General features: G+C 41.9%; 17 protein-coding genes and 1 pseudogene. 6 read left to right on the top strand and 12 right to left on the bottom strand.

Going from position 1 to position 16,346, the window contains the following annotated elements; genetic code table 11:
• On the top strand, positions 1 to 795 hold the full coding sequence (locus OK344_RS12380) for a head GIN domain-containing protein (protein ID WP_265145070.1): 795 nt from the start codon (positions 1 to 3) through the stop codon (positions 793 to 795).
• Between the two features lie 34 nt (positions 796 to 829).
• The gene (locus OK344_RS12375; protein WP_265145069.1) at positions 830 to 1,189 is read left to right on the top strand and encodes a bleomycin resistance protein; all 360 of its coding nucleotides are present in this window, start codon (positions 830 to 832) and stop codon (positions 1,187 to 1,189) included.
• 59 nt (positions 1,190 to 1,248) lie between these two features.
• On the opposite strand, the gene OK344_RS12370 is transcribed toward OK344_RS12375, so the two are convergent.
• The 3 genes from OK344_RS12370 to OK344_RS12360 are packed head-to-tail and all read right to left on the bottom strand — an operon-like array spanning position 1,249 to position 3,078.
• A complete protein-coding gene (locus OK344_RS12370; protein WP_265145068.1) occupies positions 1,249 to 2,061 on the bottom strand; it encodes a TPM domain-containing protein in 813 nt (270 codons plus the stop codon).
• Positions 2,039 to 2,470 carry a TPM domain-containing protein gene (locus OK344_RS12365; protein ID WP_265145067.1) on the bottom strand — a complete coding sequence of 144 codons (432 nt, stop codon included), beginning with the start codon at positions 2,468 to 2,470 and terminating at the stop codon, positions 2,039 to 2,041. The genes OK344_RS12370 and OK344_RS12365 overlap by 23 nt, the downstream gene beginning before the upstream one ends.
• Complete coding sequence (locus OK344_RS12360; protein ID WP_265145066.1) at positions 2,470 to 3,078, bottom strand: LemA family protein; 609 nt, start codon at positions 3,076 to 3,078, stop codon at positions 2,470 to 2,472. The genes OK344_RS12365 and OK344_RS12360 overlap by 1 nt, the downstream gene beginning before the upstream one ends.
• Before the next feature lie 78 nt (positions 3,079 to 3,156).
• Between OK344_RS12360 and OK344_RS12355 the strand changes: the two genes are divergently transcribed.
• Positions 3,157 to 3,651 (top strand): dihydrofolate reductase, encoded by a 495-nt coding sequence (locus tag OK344_RS12355; protein ID WP_265145065.1) that lies wholly within the window; start codon positions 3,157 to 3,159, stop codon positions 3,649 to 3,651.
• Positions 3,652 to 3,701: 50 nt separating this feature from the next.
• Positions 3,702 to 4,268: a DUF2892 domain-containing protein gene (locus tag OK344_RS12350; protein ID WP_265145064.1), complete on the top strand. Its 567-nt coding sequence runs from the start codon at positions 3,702 to 3,704 to the stop codon at positions 4,266 to 4,268.
• A 132-nt stretch (positions 4,269 to 4,400) separates the two neighbouring features.
• On the opposite strand, the gene OK344_RS12345 is transcribed toward OK344_RS12350, so the two are convergent.
• Genes OK344_RS12345 through OK344_RS12335 form a run of 3 tightly spaced genes read right to left on the bottom strand, consistent with a single transcriptional unit; the run spans position 4,401 to position 6,515 of the window.
• The gene (locus tag OK344_RS12345) at positions 4,401 to 5,039 is read right to left on the bottom strand and encodes a trimeric intracellular cation channel family protein (protein ID WP_265145063.1); all 639 of its coding nucleotides are present in this window, start codon (positions 5,037 to 5,039) and stop codon (positions 4,401 to 4,403) included.
• Positions 5,040 to 5,043: 4 nt separating this feature from the next.
• Positions 5,044 to 5,517, bottom strand: coding sequence for a pantetheine-phosphate adenylyltransferase (coaD, locus tag OK344_RS12340; protein WP_265145062.1), 474 nt, complete (start codon positions 5,515 to 5,517; stop codon positions 5,044 to 5,046).
• A gap of 11 nt (positions 5,518 to 5,528) precedes the next feature.
• The gene (locus tag OK344_RS12335; protein ID WP_265145061.1) at positions 5,529 to 6,515 is read right to left on the bottom strand and encodes a D-alanine--D-alanine ligase; all 987 of its coding nucleotides are present in this window, start codon (positions 6,513 to 6,515) and stop codon (positions 5,529 to 5,531) included.
• Between the two features lie 164 nt (positions 6,516 to 6,679).
• Between OK344_RS12335 and lpxK the strand changes: the two genes are divergently transcribed.
• Positions 6,680 to 7,708, top strand: coding sequence for a tetraacyldisaccharide 4'-kinase (gene lpxK, locus OK344_RS12330; RefSeq protein ID WP_265145128.1), 1,029 nt, complete (start codon positions 6,680 to 6,682; stop codon positions 7,706 to 7,708).
• A 251-nt stretch (positions 7,709 to 7,959) separates the two neighbouring features.
• Positions 7,960 to 9,042: a DNA polymerase IV gene (gene dinB / locus OK344_RS12325; protein WP_265145060.1), complete on the top strand. Its 1,083-nt coding sequence runs from the start codon at positions 7,960 to 7,962 to the stop codon at positions 9,040 to 9,042.
• A gap of 30 nt (positions 9,043 to 9,072) precedes the next feature.
• Here dinB and OK344_RS12320 read toward each other — a convergent pair whose 3' ends face one another.
• The 6 genes and pseudogenes from OK344_RS12320 to OK344_RS12295 all read right to left on the bottom strand — a co-directional run bounded on the left by OK344_RS12320 (position 9,073) and on the right by OK344_RS12295 (position 16,268).
• Entirely contained in the window at positions 9,073 to 9,282 is a 210-nt protein-coding gene (locus OK344_RS12320) for a YgaP family membrane protein (RefSeq protein WP_265145059.1), read from the bottom strand.
• Between the two features lie 19 nt (positions 9,283 to 9,301).
• Positions 9,302 to 9,607, bottom strand: coding sequence for a P-II family nitrogen regulator (locus OK344_RS12315; RefSeq protein ID WP_265145058.1), 306 nt, complete (start codon positions 9,605 to 9,607; stop codon positions 9,302 to 9,304).
• A 76-nt stretch (positions 9,608 to 9,683) separates the two neighbouring features.
• Positions 9,684 to 12,939, bottom strand: a pseudogene (locus tag OK344_RS12310) (efflux RND transporter permease subunit).
• Positions 12,940 to 13,030: 91 nt separating this feature from the next.
• Positions 13,031 to 14,116, bottom strand: a complete 1,086-nt coding sequence (locus tag OK344_RS12305; RefSeq protein ID WP_265145057.1) for an efflux RND transporter periplasmic adaptor subunit — start codon at positions 14,114 to 14,116, stop codon at positions 13,031 to 13,033.
• Positions 14,117 to 14,203: 87 nt separating this feature from the next.
• Positions 14,204 to 15,508, bottom strand: a complete 1,305-nt coding sequence (locus OK344_RS12300) for a TolC family protein (protein ID WP_265145056.1) — start codon at positions 15,506 to 15,508, stop codon at positions 14,204 to 14,206.
• A 130-nt stretch (positions 15,509 to 15,638) separates the two neighbouring features.
• Positions 15,639 to 16,268: a Crp/Fnr family transcriptional regulator gene (locus tag OK344_RS12295; RefSeq protein WP_265145055.1), complete on the bottom strand. Its 630-nt coding sequence runs from the start codon at positions 16,266 to 16,268 to the stop codon at positions 15,639 to 15,641.
• Positions 16,269 to 16,346: the final 78 nt, after the last annotated feature.

The raw sequence follows: 16,346 nt of genomic DNA, 5'->3' as shown, positions 1-16,346 counted from the left end.
ATGAAAACGCTTATTACCACAGTGGCAGTTTGTGGATCTCTCCTGTCGTGTTCAATGAAATCCGACATTCTTTTTCCCTTGAACCTGACTCAAAAAGAAGGCAAAGGAATCATTAAAACATCGCAGTTTGAAATGAATATCGACGAAATAAAAGTAGCGCAGTCGATTTCCGCCGAAGTTGTGAAATCCGATACCGAAAAAGTGGTGATTACCGCTCCTTCCGATATTATGGATGATATTTTGGTTGATAATGTAGACGGGAAAGTCTTCATCCATTTCAAACCAAACATGAATATTTCGGCAAAAAATGTAGCTGCAAAGATTTTCGTGAAGGATTTTACGCGTCTTGAAGCCACTTCCTCAGCTAAAATTACAGTTGAAGATAAATTTACACAGGACAAAACCGATGTAAAAGTTTCGAGTTGGGGAAGCATTACCGGAAATCTGGAAGCGAATGACCTTTCGGTAGATGTATCGAGCTCGGGGAGTTTTTCTGGAGAAATCTGGGCGGTAAATCTGGGGGCAGAAGCGACTTCTTCCGGCGACATCAAATTTTCAGGGAAAGCTAAGAACGCTGAGCTGAGAGCTTCTTCTTCCGGCAGTTTAAAAGCCCGCGATCTTAATGCTTCTTATGCAGAAATTCAGGCGTCCAGCAGCGGAAGCGTAAGTCTTTCCGTCAGTACGGAATTGGATGCAGCTGCAAGTTCTTCGGGTGATATTTCGGTGTACCGCACGGGAAATCTTACTATTAAAAATCAGAAGAAAAGCAGTGGTGGAAGTATTTCGATCCATTAATTTTACCAAACTCTGCTCACCTTAAAAACAATGTATGCTTACCCAAGTCCATCCCAAAATACCGATGCGAAACAAGAAAATTACCCGTGAATTCTATATCAATTCGTTGGGTTTTGAGGAAATTGGAACCGTAGATTTTGAGGGGTATTTAATAATTAAAAGAGACCAAATCGAGCTGCATTTTTTTCTGTTTGAAACCATCAGTCCGCTGGAAAACTATGGCCAAATCTACATTCGGACAGATGATATTGAAGTATTATACGAAGATTTCATCCGAAAACAAATCGAAATTCATCCAAATGGTAAGTTGCAACGAAAACCCTGGGGACAAAAGGAGTTTTCCATCCTCGATCCTGATGGAAATCTGTTGACTTTCGGACAGTTTTCAGATTAATTCATAAAAAATCAGTCTCCAAAAAGACTGATTTTTTTTATTTTTTTTTGCGGAAAATTTTACCAACCCCCTGAAGCGCCACCTCCACCGAAGCTTCCGCCACCGCCGAAACCTCCAAATCCACCTCCGGAACCGCCGCCAAATCCGCCGCCTCCGAAACCTCCCCCGCCAAAGCTTCCTGGGAATGGGAAAAATCCGCCCGGATAGGTTCGTCGCCCGCGACGCGAAAGAATCACATCGTCATCGTCATCATGGTTTCCTCCCCCGCCTCTGTTCCTGAACAGGATACTTAGAATCATCATCACAAAAAATGCGATGAAAATGATTTTCACAATACTAATTTCTCCTTCTTCCGGGGTTTCCTTTATAATAGGTTTGAATTTACCTTCAACTACTTCCATCAAAGCGGTCGTTCCACGGTTGATTCCCTCATACCAAAGTCCCTGTTTGAAGTTTGGAGTTACGATGTAGTCAAGAATCTGCCCTGCCACAGAGGCAGTGAGATATCTCTCAACACCCCTGCCCTGCTGAATGGCAAATTTCCTGTCTTCTGTCGCTATCAGAAATACGATACCGTTGTCCTGCTCCTTTTCCCCGATTCCCCACTTTTCACCATACATGGTCGCGAGATAATTGATGTCCTCGCCTTTTGTGGTGGGAATAATAATCACTGCTATTTCGGTAGAAGTGGAGTCGTAAAATTTAATAAGCTTCTGGTTAAGCTGCTCCCTTTCGGTTGCATTCAACAAGCCTACTTCGTCTGTCACAGGAAAGATTTTCGCTGGTTTTGCAGGGACTAACTGGGCAAGAACAAAGATGTTCAGCCCCAGAAAAAGAACAGAAAGAAATTTATGTAGAGAACGTAATCTCATTCGACAGTTCATTGTGATTTTCTCCCGACACCGGGAAATGTTTTTTGAGTTCGAAACCGGTTTTAAGGATGGCATTCCTTAAACCGTCGTGGTAATTTCCTTTGGCAAATTCCGCTGTAATTTGATCGTGCAGTTGGTCCCAGAAATTCTGATGAACTTTCTGATGAATGCCGGCATCGCCAATAATGGTGAGGTAATGCTGCTCGAAATTTACATGAAAAAGCACCGCGTTTTTTTCCGCAGTTTTATCCTTGCAAAGGGTTTTGAAGACTTCAAAAGCAATCTCCGCATTGTTTCCTTCAGAATTGGAATCAATATGCACACGGATTTCGCCGGTAGAATGATCTTCTGCTGACTGAATGGCTTCCACAAGGGAAGCCATCTGTTCATCTGTAAGGAAATTGCTCATTAATTAGTGAATACTTCAGGTGCTTTTTCGGCTCCTGCTGCAGCTTTGAAATAAGGCTTTTCTTTAAAGTTGGTAAAGTTGGCCAAAATATTATTCGGGAAAGTCTTGATCGAAGTATTATAGTCCTGAGCCGCTTCGTTATAATAAACGGTTTCGCTTCGGATGCTGTTTTCAATCGCGGTGTATTCCCTCTGGAAATTCATGTACTGCTGATCCGCTTTTAAATTGGGATACTGCTCTACTACGGCCATCAACCTGCTCAACGCTCCACTTAATTCACCCTGTGCTGCCTGGAATTTTGCCATGTCAGCCTCAGTCATATTCGTTGGGTCTACCGTGATAGAAGTTGCTTTTGAACGTGCTTCAATCACTTTCGTTAATGTTTCCTGCTCGAATTGCGAATAGGATTTCACTGTTCTTTCAAGATTTGGGATCAGGTTCGCACGCTTTTGGTACACCGTTTCCACGTTAGACCATTTTGTATTCACATTCTGTTCCTTGGTCGTGAAACTGTTATAACCGTTTTTGCCCCAGAAAAATAAAATTGCGGCAATAACGAGAAGAGCAATACCGATGGTTCCGGCGCTCATACAACCTCTGTTTCTCATAGTTTAATATTTTTAATGTTTAATGATAGGTACCCAAATATACAAATTATATGCTAAATTTGTGAAAATTTAAGAAAAATGATCACAATTGTAGTGGCGATGGGTTTAAAGAATGAGATTGGTGCTGACAATCAACTGTTATGGCATTTGCCCAAGGATTTAAAACATTTTAAGGAAATTACTTCAGGACACCCGATTATCATGGGCCGAAAGACTTATGAAAGCATTGGCAAACCGTTGCCAAACCGCACTAATATTGTGGTTTCACGTAAAAAAGACTGGTTTGAAGAAGGCATCCTAATTGTCGGGAGTATAAAGGAAGCGATAAAATTCGCAAAAAAATTGGATGAGAACATCTTCATTATCGGAGGCGGCAATATTTACGAACAGACCATTGATCTGGCCGACAAACTGGAAGTAACCCAGGTGGAAGCAGAACTGGATGCTGATGTATTCTTCCCGAAAATCAATCCGAAAATCTGGGAGAAAACTTCAGAAACCTGCCATGAAAAAGATGAAAAAAACAACTACAATTTCTGTTTCCAAACCTTACAGAAAAAGTCTGAAATCTAACTTCTGAAGTTAACCTCAAATTTCTATCTTTGCACTCATAAATTTTAACAATGAACAAATACATAAAATTCGTTATCGCAGGTTTAATGATTGCCGCTGGAATTTCTCTCATGATGAACCGTAACATCGGCTGGGGAATCGTAGTCGTACTCCTTTCTTCCATTCCGGTGCTTTTGTTCTTCAAAAATGAATATATCCTGGCTGCATTCTGGTATCTGAGAAAGCAGAATATGGAGAAAGCGACCAAATGGCTTTCTAAAATCACCAATTTCGAATCTCAGCTTCACCGCTCTCAGTATGGCTATTTCCATTATTTACAAGGACTTACTTTAGCGCAGGATCATCCTCAAAAAGTAGAACCTCTGATGAAAAAAGCGTTGGAATATGGCCTGAACATGAAACACGACCGTGCCATGGCAACGCTTAACATTGCTGCAGGTGCAATGCAGAAAGGCAGAAGACAGGAAGCGACAAAACTGCTCGAAGAAGCAAAAAGATTAGATTCTGCAGGAATGATGACCGAGCAGATCAAGATGCTGAAAGATCAGCTGAAAATGCCAACGATGCAGAAACACATGCACAATCCGAACATGAGACAGCGCGGAAAATTCCATTAAAATGCTTTCACTGTAAATAATTAAATCCTGAAAATTTTCAGGATTTTTTTATGCTGTAAGGTTTTTTATGAATTGGTCAATAAGCACCCAGAATCCATCACGCATCACCCAGTCAGCATCAGACGGAACATATTACATTTCCGAATTCTGCTCCACTCCATAAAACTTAGGCATCTGCCAGTGGTATTTCACTGCCAGTGTACGTATTGCAACAATAAGCAAAATGGTGGAAATCTGCACAAAAGCATAAGATAACCGGCTGTAATTTACCAAAATAAGAAAAACACTTCCGCCTACAATACAAGCCGTGGCATATATTTCTTTCCTGAAAATAAGCGGTATCCTGTTGAGTAAAATATCACGGATAATACCGCCAAAACAGCCGGTAATAGTGCCCAAAGTAAGACAGATCAATGGATGAAGATCTGCATTCAAACCCTTCTGAATTCCAACAATGGTAAAAAGTCCCAGCCCGAAACTGTCGAAAATAAACAGCGTCACCTGGAATTTGTTCTCTATTGATTTAAAAATCATCGAAAAAATACAGGTAATAAAAATTACCGTACACATGATCAGATCATGCATCCAAAAAACCGGAACGTCCAGCAGCACATCACGTACAGTTCCTCCGCCAACCGAAGTAATAAAAGCAATAATTAAAACCCCAAAAGGATCAAGCCGTTTCTGCATTGCAGCGAAACTTCCCGACATGGCAAAAGCTACCGTGCCGAGTAATTCTATGGCGAGATTAAGATTTTCGTGAACCTGCAAAATATTATTTTTTTATTGGAACCCGCACTGTATCCGGAACCAAAAGCTCATAATCACCACCGAAGGTAATAATTTCTCTTACAATACTGCTGCTGATAAATGATTTTCCGGCTGAAGTTAAAAGAAAAATTGTTTCAATCTGATTTTCTTTAGTAAGTTCCCGGTTTGTTTGGGCAATGGCTTTTTCAAACTCAAAATCTGCGGGATTTCTTAGTCCGCGGAGAATAAAGTTCACATTTTTGCTGTGGCAATAATCGATAGTTAAACCTTCAAAATGATCCACCTCCACATTCTGGAATTTTTCAAATGTTTTCTTGATGAATTCTACGCGTTGTTCCAGCGAGAACATATATTTTTTCTGTGAATTCTGGCCAATCGCAATAATGATCTTATCGAAAAGCGGGGCAGCTCTTTCCACAATATCGTAATGACCAAGCGTAATCGGGTCAAACGAACCCGGAAAAACAGCTACTTTCATAGTTTTTCAGTTTAATTTTTTTGCAAAGCTTTTTCCACTTCGTTTCCGCATAAATCTTTAATGGATATACCGTAAATTTTCGCCTGTTGCGGCAGGATTGAAGCTGGTGAAAATCCGGGATTGGTATTCATTTCCAACATGTATGGAATTCCGTTCATAATGATGAATTCGCTTCGGGAGAAACCGCTCATGCCTAAAGAATTATAGGCTTTTTTAGCAATTTCCTCCACTTTTTTGCGGGTTTCTTCATCAATTCTTGCCGGCGTAATTTCTTCAGAAGCGCCTTCATATTTGGCTTCGTAATCGAAGAACTCTTTGTGGGGAACAATTTCTGTAATTCCCAGTACAATGGTTTCCCCATTGAAATCTACAACGCCCACCGAAACCTCCATACCGTTCAGGAAACTTTCTATTAAAATTTCGTCGTCCTCAGCAAAGGCAAAATCTACTGCTTTAGCAAAATCTTCTTTTACTTTTACTTTAGAAATACCAAGGGAAGAACCGCTTTGGTTGGGCTTTACAAACAGCGGAAGGTTCAGCTCTGCAATAATTTCATCAGCATTATATGAGTCTCCTTTTCTCAGATAAACACTTTTGGCAGAAGGGATTCCGTATTTTGAAAGCACCGCGAGGGTATCTTTTTTATTGAAAGTTAAGGCACTTTGGTAAAAACCGCAGCCGGTATATTTTTGTCCGATAGTGTCCCAATAAGCCTGCAGTTCACCATTTTCGCCCGGTTTCCCATGAATGATATTGAAACATACATCAAATTTCACTTTGTAATCACTTTCAAGGGTGACCGAAAAATCTGCTTTATTGATGGGGAGATTCTGGTCTCTGTCATCTACAAAATACCATTCGTCTTTCAGGATTACGACTTTATAAACGTTGTATAAATCACGGTCCAGAGAATCGTAAATAAGCTGTCCGCTTTTCAGGGAAACCTTGTACTCATCGGAATATCCACCCATTACTACGGCTACATTTTTCTTTTTCATGCCTTTTAATCTAATCTAGCAAATTTAAACAAAATGTTTAAAATTAGCGTGGTAGCGCCTAATTATTATCCTTAAGATCCTCAAAAATAAAACATCATCATTTCATGAAAAATTAGTGAAACCTGACTTTTCTTTACTCCGAAAAATCCCTATTTTTGCAGCGTATGAAAAGATGGTATCTCTACCCTTTTTCCCTTGGTTATCATTTCGTAACAAGCATCAGAAACGTAATGTATGATTGGGGAATTTCTAAATCTACGAAATTTAAAACTCCGATCATCAATGTCGGAAATCTTTCTGTGGGCGGAAGCGGAAAATCTCCTATGGTAATGTATCTGGCAGAATTGCTCTCCAAAAATTACAGAACCGGAGTCCTGTCCCGCGGTTACGGCAGGCTGACCAAAGGCTACGGCATTACCAATTACGACAGCAATTATAAAACGGTGGGTGACGAGGCGATGCAGCTGTTCGAACGTTTCAAAAACCGTTTTGTCATAGGGGTTTCGGAAGAACGGGTGCCCGGCGCAAAAAAAATGATTGACGATATGGATCTGGATGTTCTGATTCTGGATGACGCGTACCAGCACCGTAAAATAAAAGCGGGATTCAACATTCTGATGACCGATTATAACGATCCTTATTTTAAAGATTTTGTACTTCCTGCAGGCGACTTACGCGAAAGCCGAAGTGGTGCAGCTCGCGCACAGATCATCATGGTCTCTAAATGTCCGGAGGATTTAACGGAAGAGAACAAGCAGTATTATATTTCGAGAATCAAACCGCAGCATTACCAGAAAGTATTTTTTTCGAGCATTGGCTACGACGAGAATGTTTACAGCAGAGACAAGTTTCTGCCCGATAATAATCTGAGTTATTACGACATCCTGCTGATTACGGGAATTGCCAATCCAAAGCCTTTAATCAACCACCTGGCGAAATTCTCCCAACGGGTGAAACATCTTAAATTCAAAGACCATCACAATTTCACCGATCAGGACATTAAAAACATTGTCGCAGAATACAAAAAACTTGGCGAATATAAAATCATCCTCACCACAGAAAAAGATTATGTAAGACTGAAAACCTTTGATTATCTGCGTGATCTGGTTTATTACTGGCCGATCAACGTAAATATCGATAAAAGAGAAGACTTCAATAACACCGTACTCAGCTATGTGGAGAAAAACCGTTAAAATTTATCACCTTTAGTTATTGAGATTATTCAAGTCAGGAAATTGATTAGGGATTTAAGATTCTGCAGATACAAAAAACTAAACCCCAAAAACTGAGGAATTTGAATTTAATCTGAAATCAGTACCTGAAGCCCAAACAGAACAAAAAACTTCAACCGATGATTCAGCGACAGAATTTGCAAAAGTTCAACCGCCGGATCATCAGTTTTTTTATGCTCTTTTCCGAAAAGCAAATTTCTTAATTTTGCTTCATGCTACCCCAACGCAAAATCATTCATATCGATATGGACGCGTTCTACGCCTCCGTAGAACAGCACGACAATCCGGAGCTCCGCGGAAAACCCATTGCGGTGGGTGGCGGCCAGTATGGCGTGGTGGCAGCAGCAAGTTATGAAGCGCGAAAATTCGGAGTCCGTTCTGCAATGCCGGGGAGAATGGCACTCGAGAAATGTCCGCAACTTATCGTCGTAAAGCCAAGATTTCAGCGGTACAAAGAAATTTCGCAGCAAATCCGGACCATATTTTATGAATACACTGATCTGGTGGAACCGCTGTCGCTGGACGAAGCGTATCTGGATGTTACTGAAAATAAAAAAGGAATAGAATCGGCTAATGACATCGCCAGAGAAATAAGACAAAGGATTTTTGAAGAAACCGGTCTCACGGCTTCGGCAGGAATTTCGGTGAATAAATTTCTGGCAAAAGTCGCTTCAGATTACAACAAACCCAACGGGCAGAAAACCATTCATCCCACCCAAATTCTGAAGTTTATGGAAGAACTTCCCATAGAGAAATTCTACGGAATCGGAAAAGTAACCGCCAACAGAATGCACGAAATGCACATCTTCAAAGGTGCAGACCTTAAGAAAAAATCTCTGGAAGAACTTATCCGCCTCTTCGGAAAATCCGGAAACTATTACTACAATGTGGTGCGCGGAATTCACATGAGTGAAGTGAAATCACACCGTATCCAGAAAAGTGTCGCGGTAGAAGAAACTTTTTGGGAGAATCTGCTCGATGAAGATTCGGTTTTTAAACAGCTTCAGCTCATTAGTGAAGAACTCGAAGCCCGGCTCAGCAAAAAAGAAATCAAAGGTAAATCTTTAACGCTGAAAATCAAGTACAAAGATTTTACGCAATATACCCGGAGCAAAACCCAGGAAGTGTATTTCGCCGGTGCGACGGATTTCTATAAAACCGCACAGAAACTCTGGGAACTGCGCCCTTTCGACAAACCGGTCCGGTTGTTGGGACTTTCACTCTCCAACCTCAACACTCAGGAAAAAAAACAGATTTCCGTTCAGCTCAAAATCCCTTTCGAAGAATTTGAGTGAACGAAAATCTGGATATTTAAATCATTTTAATTATGAGCAGCAGCTGTCACCTGCGTTATCCTTAATTCCTAATTTCTCCAGAATATTCCCCAGCAGACACCAGTTGGTAAAGGCCGACTGAAAAAGATTGATGCCTACAAATCCGGTAAGAAAAAACCAGTTCTGGTGCACAAAAATCCCCAAAAGAAGGCTTGCTGAAATCATGGTGCCGGCTACGGCGTGTATCGTTCTTGTTTTCATAATTGTTCTGTTTTTATTATTAAATAATCTGTTCTACTGCTACGGCAGCCAGGTGAATCCTGGACTCGAACTCCTGTTGCGTATTGAATTTACGGATGCGTTCAGCAATCTTGTCAAGCACTTCGTCATCTGCAAATACGGTAAACATTAAAGATTCGTTCTCCACACCTGAAGAAGCAAACCAATTTTCGGAAGAAGATACCGAACCGTTGGACTTAAATCCGCGGACTTCATGATAAGAAAATCCCTGAACTCCGGAATGCAGCAAAATATCTTTTACTTTTTTCTCGAATTCCTTTACTGCGGTAATATGAATGAGTTTCATTGTTTTGAAATTTAAAAGGACACGGCCGGCACAAAATTCGGCCGCGTCCTGAGGTTAGTGATAAGTTATTCTGAATTTATTCAGGTAAATTATTGTTTCGGTTGAGATTAAATTCTTCTTCATCAGACACATTTGCTTCGTGTATTTTCTCCCATTTTTTCTTTTCGGTTATATAATAGATCAGCGGAACTACAATCAGCGTAAGTATTGTAGATACAATCGCCCCGAAAACCAGCGAAATTGCAAGTCCCTGGAAAATTGGATCAAATAGAATAATCACAGCTCCGATGACTACTGCTCCCGTTGTTAATAAAATTGGGGTTGTACGCACCGCACCGGCTTCAATAATCGCCTGTTTGATGGGAATTCCTTCATTCAGACGGATTTCAATAAAGTCGATGAGAAGAACAGAGTTTCTTACCATAACTCCTGCCAACGCAATCATCCCGATAAATGAAGTGGCGGTAAAGAATGCGCCCAAAAGCCAGTGTCCCAACACGATTCCTACCAAAGAAAGCGGAATAGCGGCCATCATCACCATCGGTGTTTTGAAATTCTGGAACCAGCCTACAATCAGCATATAAATTATGATGATCACCACGGCAAACGCAACACCCAAATCGCGGAAACCTTCAAGCGTAATCTGCCATTCTCCATCCCATTTCACCGTATAGTCGCTTTCATCTTTTGGCTGCTCCATATACAGTTCGTTGATTTTATAACCTGCCGGAAGTTTAATTTTTTTCAGTTTTTCTTCCATTCCAAGGATCGCATACGCCGGACTTTCCAGGGCTCCTGCCATGTCAGCCAAAACATACACTACTCTTTTCTGGTTTTTGCGGTAGATGCTTTTTTCCAGCGTATCTCTTTCTACTTTTACCACGTCGCTTACCGGCATCATATTTCCTGCAACACCTTTCACTTTCAGCGCGGTGATATCCTGTATGTTTGATTTTTCACTGTTATCCAGTTTCATCACCATATTAATGGGCTGGCTGCTTTTTTCATCATAAAGCGTAGAAACCGGATATTCTCCTAAAAGATAATTCAGATTTCCTACAAGTTGCTGCGGCGCGATACCGTTCAACATGCTTTTTTCTTTATCAGGAATGATTTTGAATTCACCCTGCGGCGCTTCCACCATACAGTCAACATCTACAACATCTTCTGTATTAATAAGGATTTTCTGAACTTCATCTGCGATTCTGATCTGTTCCTGATAATCCGGTCCGTACACTTCTGCAACGATGGTAGAAAGTACAGGAGGACCTGGCGGAACTTCAACAATCTTGATGTTGGCTGCATATTTCTTCGCAATCTTCTGGATTTCCGGACGGATGGTTTTAGCCACATCATGACTCTGTTTGGAGCGTTCGCTTTTGTTCAGTAAATTGACCTGGATATCCGCAGTATTGCTCGCACCCCGCAAATCATAATGACGAACAAGTCCGTTGAAGGTAATCGGTGATGAAGCTCCTACATAATTCTGGTAATTCACAACTTCCGGAACGGTTCTCAGATACTGTGAAACCTCTTTGGCCACCACTGATGTTTTCTCAAGCGTAGTTCCTTCAGGCATGTCAATCACGACCTGAATTTCATTTTTATTATCGAACGGAAGCATTTTCACTGCCACCCATTTCGTAAAGAAAGCGAGCATAGATATCATTAGTAAAACTCCGGTAATTCCCAGCATGGTCCATCTTTTCTTACCACTGTCCAGGAACGGCTGTTCGATTTTCTTGTACCATTTATAGATGAAACCGGTTTCCAATCCCTGTTCTTCCTGATGTTCTTTTTCATCTTTCACTTTAAGCAGATGATAACCCAGATATGGAGTTACCGTCAATGCAACGAAAAGTGAAAGCAACATGGCAATCGACGCTCCAATCGGCATCGGCGACATATAAGGACCCATCATTCCGGATACAAAGGCCATCGGTAAAATTGCAGCGATTACCGTAAAGGTCGCCAGGATGGTTGGGTTTCCAACTTCATTAATCATAAATTGCAGCCTGTTTAAACGGCAGTTTCTTCATGTGGAAATGCCTGTGCATATTCTCTGCGATAATGATACTGTCATCCACCACGATTCCCACCACGAAAACAAGGGCAAAAAGCGTAATTCTGTTCAGCGTGTACCCCAGCATATAGTAGCTGAAAAGCGTAAGAGCAAAAGTAAGCGGTACCGAAAGAAACACTACAAGTCCACCACGCCAACCCATCGCCAGCATTACAAGAATGGTTACTGCAACAATCGCCACACCTAAGTGAAGCAAAAGTTCGGATACTTTATGCGAAGCGGTTTCACCATAGTTTCTGGTGACTTCCACGTGAACATCATTTGGGATTAAGGTTTTCTTTAAAGATTCCACTTTCTCCAGAAGCTTCTCAGAAATCTTCATCGCATCCGCCCCTTTCACTTTTGAGACAGAAAGCGTAACTGCAGGATATTCTGAAGGATTCTCAACTCCTTTTTCAGTTCCTTTCCCGAAGCCCATGCTTACATAATTGGCAAGCGAAGCAGGTCCGTCGGTCACCGTAGCGATCTGTTTCAGATACACCGGCATTGATTGCGAAGTGCCGACCACCAGATTTTCAACATCTTCCTGAGAAGTGAGGAACTGGCCGGTTTTCAGCAAATATTCAGTATCATTGCTCACAAAACTTCCGCTCTGTGCGCTGCCATTGTTGGCCTGAATCATCTGCATTACCGCCAGCGGATCTACAGCACTTTCAGCCATTTTCTCACGGTCGAGGATGATTTTCAGCTGTCGTGGGCGGCCTCCGATCACGTTGGTTTGAGAAACATCTTTTTCTTTTTTGATTTCGGAAGCCAACTCTTCGGTGATCTGTCTTAACTGGAAATCATTGTATTTTTCGCTCCACAACGTAAGTCCCAACATCGGAACATCATCAATGGAACGGGTTTTCACCATCGGCTCCATAATACCGTTCGGGAACATGTTCTTATTCTTCATCAACTCGTCATAAAGCTTCACATAAGAACGTTCGGTATCTTCACCTACATAAAACTGAACAATAATCATAGCACGGCCGTTCATCGCCATGGCATGCACATGCTCTACTCCTTTGATGTTGGAGATTATTTTTTCCAAAGGTTTTACGACGCGGCTCTCCACTTCTTTGGGGCTGGCGCCTGGGTAACCTACCATTACATCGGCCATCGGCACAATGATCTGCGGTTCTTCTTCTCTAGGTATTAATGTGGAACTGTACACCCCGATAATCATCAATGCAATCATTAACAGAATGGTTAATTTTGAATTGATAAAAAACTCGGCTATACGTCCTGCGATTCCTTTTTCCATAATATAATCAGGTAATTAGTTAGTGTGCTGGTAAGATCATTTTATCGGCCGACATTAAATCAGCACATGATCTCACCATCAAATCATCACATTATTTTGTGGTTACTTTTGCACCGTTAAACAGTTTTCCCTTTGCGGAAACGACATAAGGTTCTTTGGCGGTAAGGCCGGAAAGAATCTCCACATGATCACCCATAACTTTACCAGTTTTCACCCAGCGGAGAAGCGCGGTATTGCTTGAACTTACGGTGTAGATTCCGGTGAGCTGTCCGTTTTCAACCAGTGCTGATTTCGGTACGCTTACGGATTCCTGAAAATCCTGATTGACGCTTCCGCTTCTTTTGAACGGAAACTGCACATTCACATACATTCCCGGCAGATATTCTTTACTTTGGGGAACACTGATTTTTACAACGTACTGTCCGCCGGTATTTGTTGCGGAAAGACTTACTTCTGAAACCTGTCCCGCCACTTCTTTATTGGTAGATTTCATCAGAACTTTTACCGGCATACCGGTTTTGATTAAGGTAATATCCTGTTCAGAAACCAGAACCTGCGCAAGTAAGTTCCCGGAACTTTCAAGCGTAAGGATCGGCATGCCCGGATTGGCAAGATCGCCCTGGCTTGCAAATTTTGCAGTTACCACTCCGGAAATCGGTGCACTGATGTTGGTGTAGCGGTACTGTGAATTCACTTCGCTTTTCATCATTCTCGCGCCATCCAATGTCGCTTTCGCCATTTCATAACGAGCACGCATATCATCAAGTTCCTTCTGGGAAGCACTTTGTGAATTATAAAGATTCTGGAAACGCTGGTAATCCTTCGAAGCGCTGTTGAATGCCGCCTGCGCTTGTGCAATCTGGGCATTCGCCTGTCCGCCTTTTGCCTGAATATCAGTATTATTGATGCTTACAAGGGACTGACCTGCACTTACGAAATCTCCCACATCCGCTCTGAGCATCGTGATATAGCCCATCATTCTGGTCGATACATTGACGGAGTTTTTTGCCACAAGTTTCCCACTTGCATTAACGTATCCCAATGCGTCGGTTGTTCCCGTGCTGCTAAGCGTTACCTGTACCGGCTTGGTGTTGTCGGCAATTGCTGCGGGATCGGAGGAACAGCTTGCAAGAAGGGCTGAACCAAGCAGTAATGAAAGATAAATATGTTTTTTCATAAGAGATTATTTTTCTGAGTTATGATTTTTTGAGAAATCGATGATAACGGTGACATTAAAGATTGATTTGTAAAATCTTCGGGATTTTTACTTTAAAAATTTATAATATTCCAAAGCAGTATTGTATTCCAGCACCGACTGGTGATATTCGAGTTCTTTTTTAGACATCAGCGTTTCTGCATTCAGAACATCCGAAGCTTTTTCAAGCCCCTGCTCATATCGGTTCTTGCGGATTCGGTACGCTTCGGCGGTTTGTTCCCACGCCTGTTTGCTAAGTTTTACTTTATGATCAGCATCGTTTACTTGGCGGTATGCTTTTGTAAGTTCAAGGGTGCTCTGTTTTTGGTACTGCGCTACTTCTGTTTCAGATTTCGCCAGATCGGCTTTGTATTTAGCGATTTCGCTTTTGGCTTTCATTCCGTCGAAAATATTCCAGGAAAGTTCAACTCCCACCACATAACCGTTGGCATTGAACTGATAAGGTTTATTGTCGTACAGTTCAAAACTTCCGAATGCGTTCAACCTGGGCAAAAATTTAGCTTCCGAAGATTTTACTAAATAATCATAGGATTCCAAGGATTTACGGAATGCCTGAAGGTCTTTTCGCTCCGTACTCAATACAGGATCCGGTGTAAGAAGATCTTCCTGATATTCGAGGGTTTCGGAAGGTTTCATCACTTTATTTTCCGGAGATTCATCCATCAGATAGAAAAGATAGTCGGAGGCGTTCTGCACATTCGAATTTGCAAAACGGATCTGGCTGTCGATTTCTGCAACGCGCACGTTCATATCCAGTACATCAGATTTCTGAATCATTCCGTTTTTAAAATAATTGTCGATGACTTTTTTATTGGCCAGAACGGTGGCTCTTGCGCCTTCCAGCACTTCCACGTTTTTATATGCCATCTGGAGCTGCATATAGGCTTTGTTCAGTTCAAATTTCAGATATTCGCGGGTGCGCTCCTGTTTCAGTTTCAGCACTTCCACCTTAACTTCACCGGCTTTCTTTAGGTACACCGCATCTTTATTGTAAATGGGTTGCTGCACTTCGAGTTTGGTGGCGAAATTGAAAATATTCTTAGGATTGTTGAGGTTGGCGGGATTAAAATCCTCCATCGTCACTCTTTCCTGATTGAGTTTAGATCCAAAGGCCATCAATGGATTATTGGTGGAAATCCCCGTATAGCTGGCTTTAATGTTGGGCAAATGCATCGCGCGGGACATCAGCAGATCAGCCTCGGCAGAATGTACTTCTGCAGATGCAATTTTAAGCTGAAGGTTTTTACTTTCGATTCTTGCTTCCAGATCCTGCCTGGAAACCTGCACGGTCTCCTGTCCCCAGAGGACTGGCGTGAAGAGCATTGCAAATGCGGTAATCAATAGTTTTCTCATGTTCCGTATAATTTGGTGCAAATGTATAGGCTATACGGAGTTGAGAAGGTAACCTGAGTTACATAGGAAAAAAACGGAATCAAAAAACACGGCCGCGGGGCCGTGTGCACTATTTTATAATATGACTTGTTTAAAAATCTTTCAGCAGCTTGATTTGGTTTCGGTAAAGCAGCACCTTACCGTCGTTTTCAAGTTTTTTTAGAAGCCGGCTGATTACAACGCGCGAACTGGCCAAATCGTTGGCTATTTCTTCGTGGGAGACATTCAGCACGGTTTTTCCGGATATTTTAGATTTTTCCCTTAGGTAATTGCTGAGCCTCACGTCCAGACCATTGAAAACTACCATGTCCAAAGCCCTGAGCATTTCGAAAAAGCGGTTCTGCATGGTACGCATCACGAAACTCTTCCAGCTCGGATATTTGTGCATCCAGGAATCCATATATTCCACAGGGATCATCCACATTTCCACGTCTTCTTCGGCAACGGCCATAATTTCGCTTTTGGCTTCCTGCATGCAGCAGGTAAACGACATGGCACAGCCTTCATTTGCATTCAGGTAATACATCAGCATTTCGCGGCCGTCGGGCTGCATCATGGATACTTTTAAGGTTCCCTGAAGTACAATCGGCATGAAAAGCAAACGCTGCCCAATACTGATGATTACTTCACCTTCTTTGGCTGTTTTCTTTTTACCGACGGCAAGGATCTCCTCCATCAGTTCTGGCTCGAAAAGGTCTTTAATTGATTCAGTGATTTCCATCTTACAAAATTACGGAAATAAAGTTCTTTCTCACAGCCATCATTCAAACCTTAAGTAACACAGGTTACCAATCCGGCA

The organism is Kaistella yananensis (assembly GCF_026107505.2).
Classification (GTDB): Bacteria; Bacteroidota; Bacteroidia; order Flavobacteriales; family Weeksellaceae; genus Kaistella; species Kaistella yananensis.
Note: the sequence above shows the minus strand (reverse complement) of the source record. Positions and strands in the feature narration are given on the sequence as shown.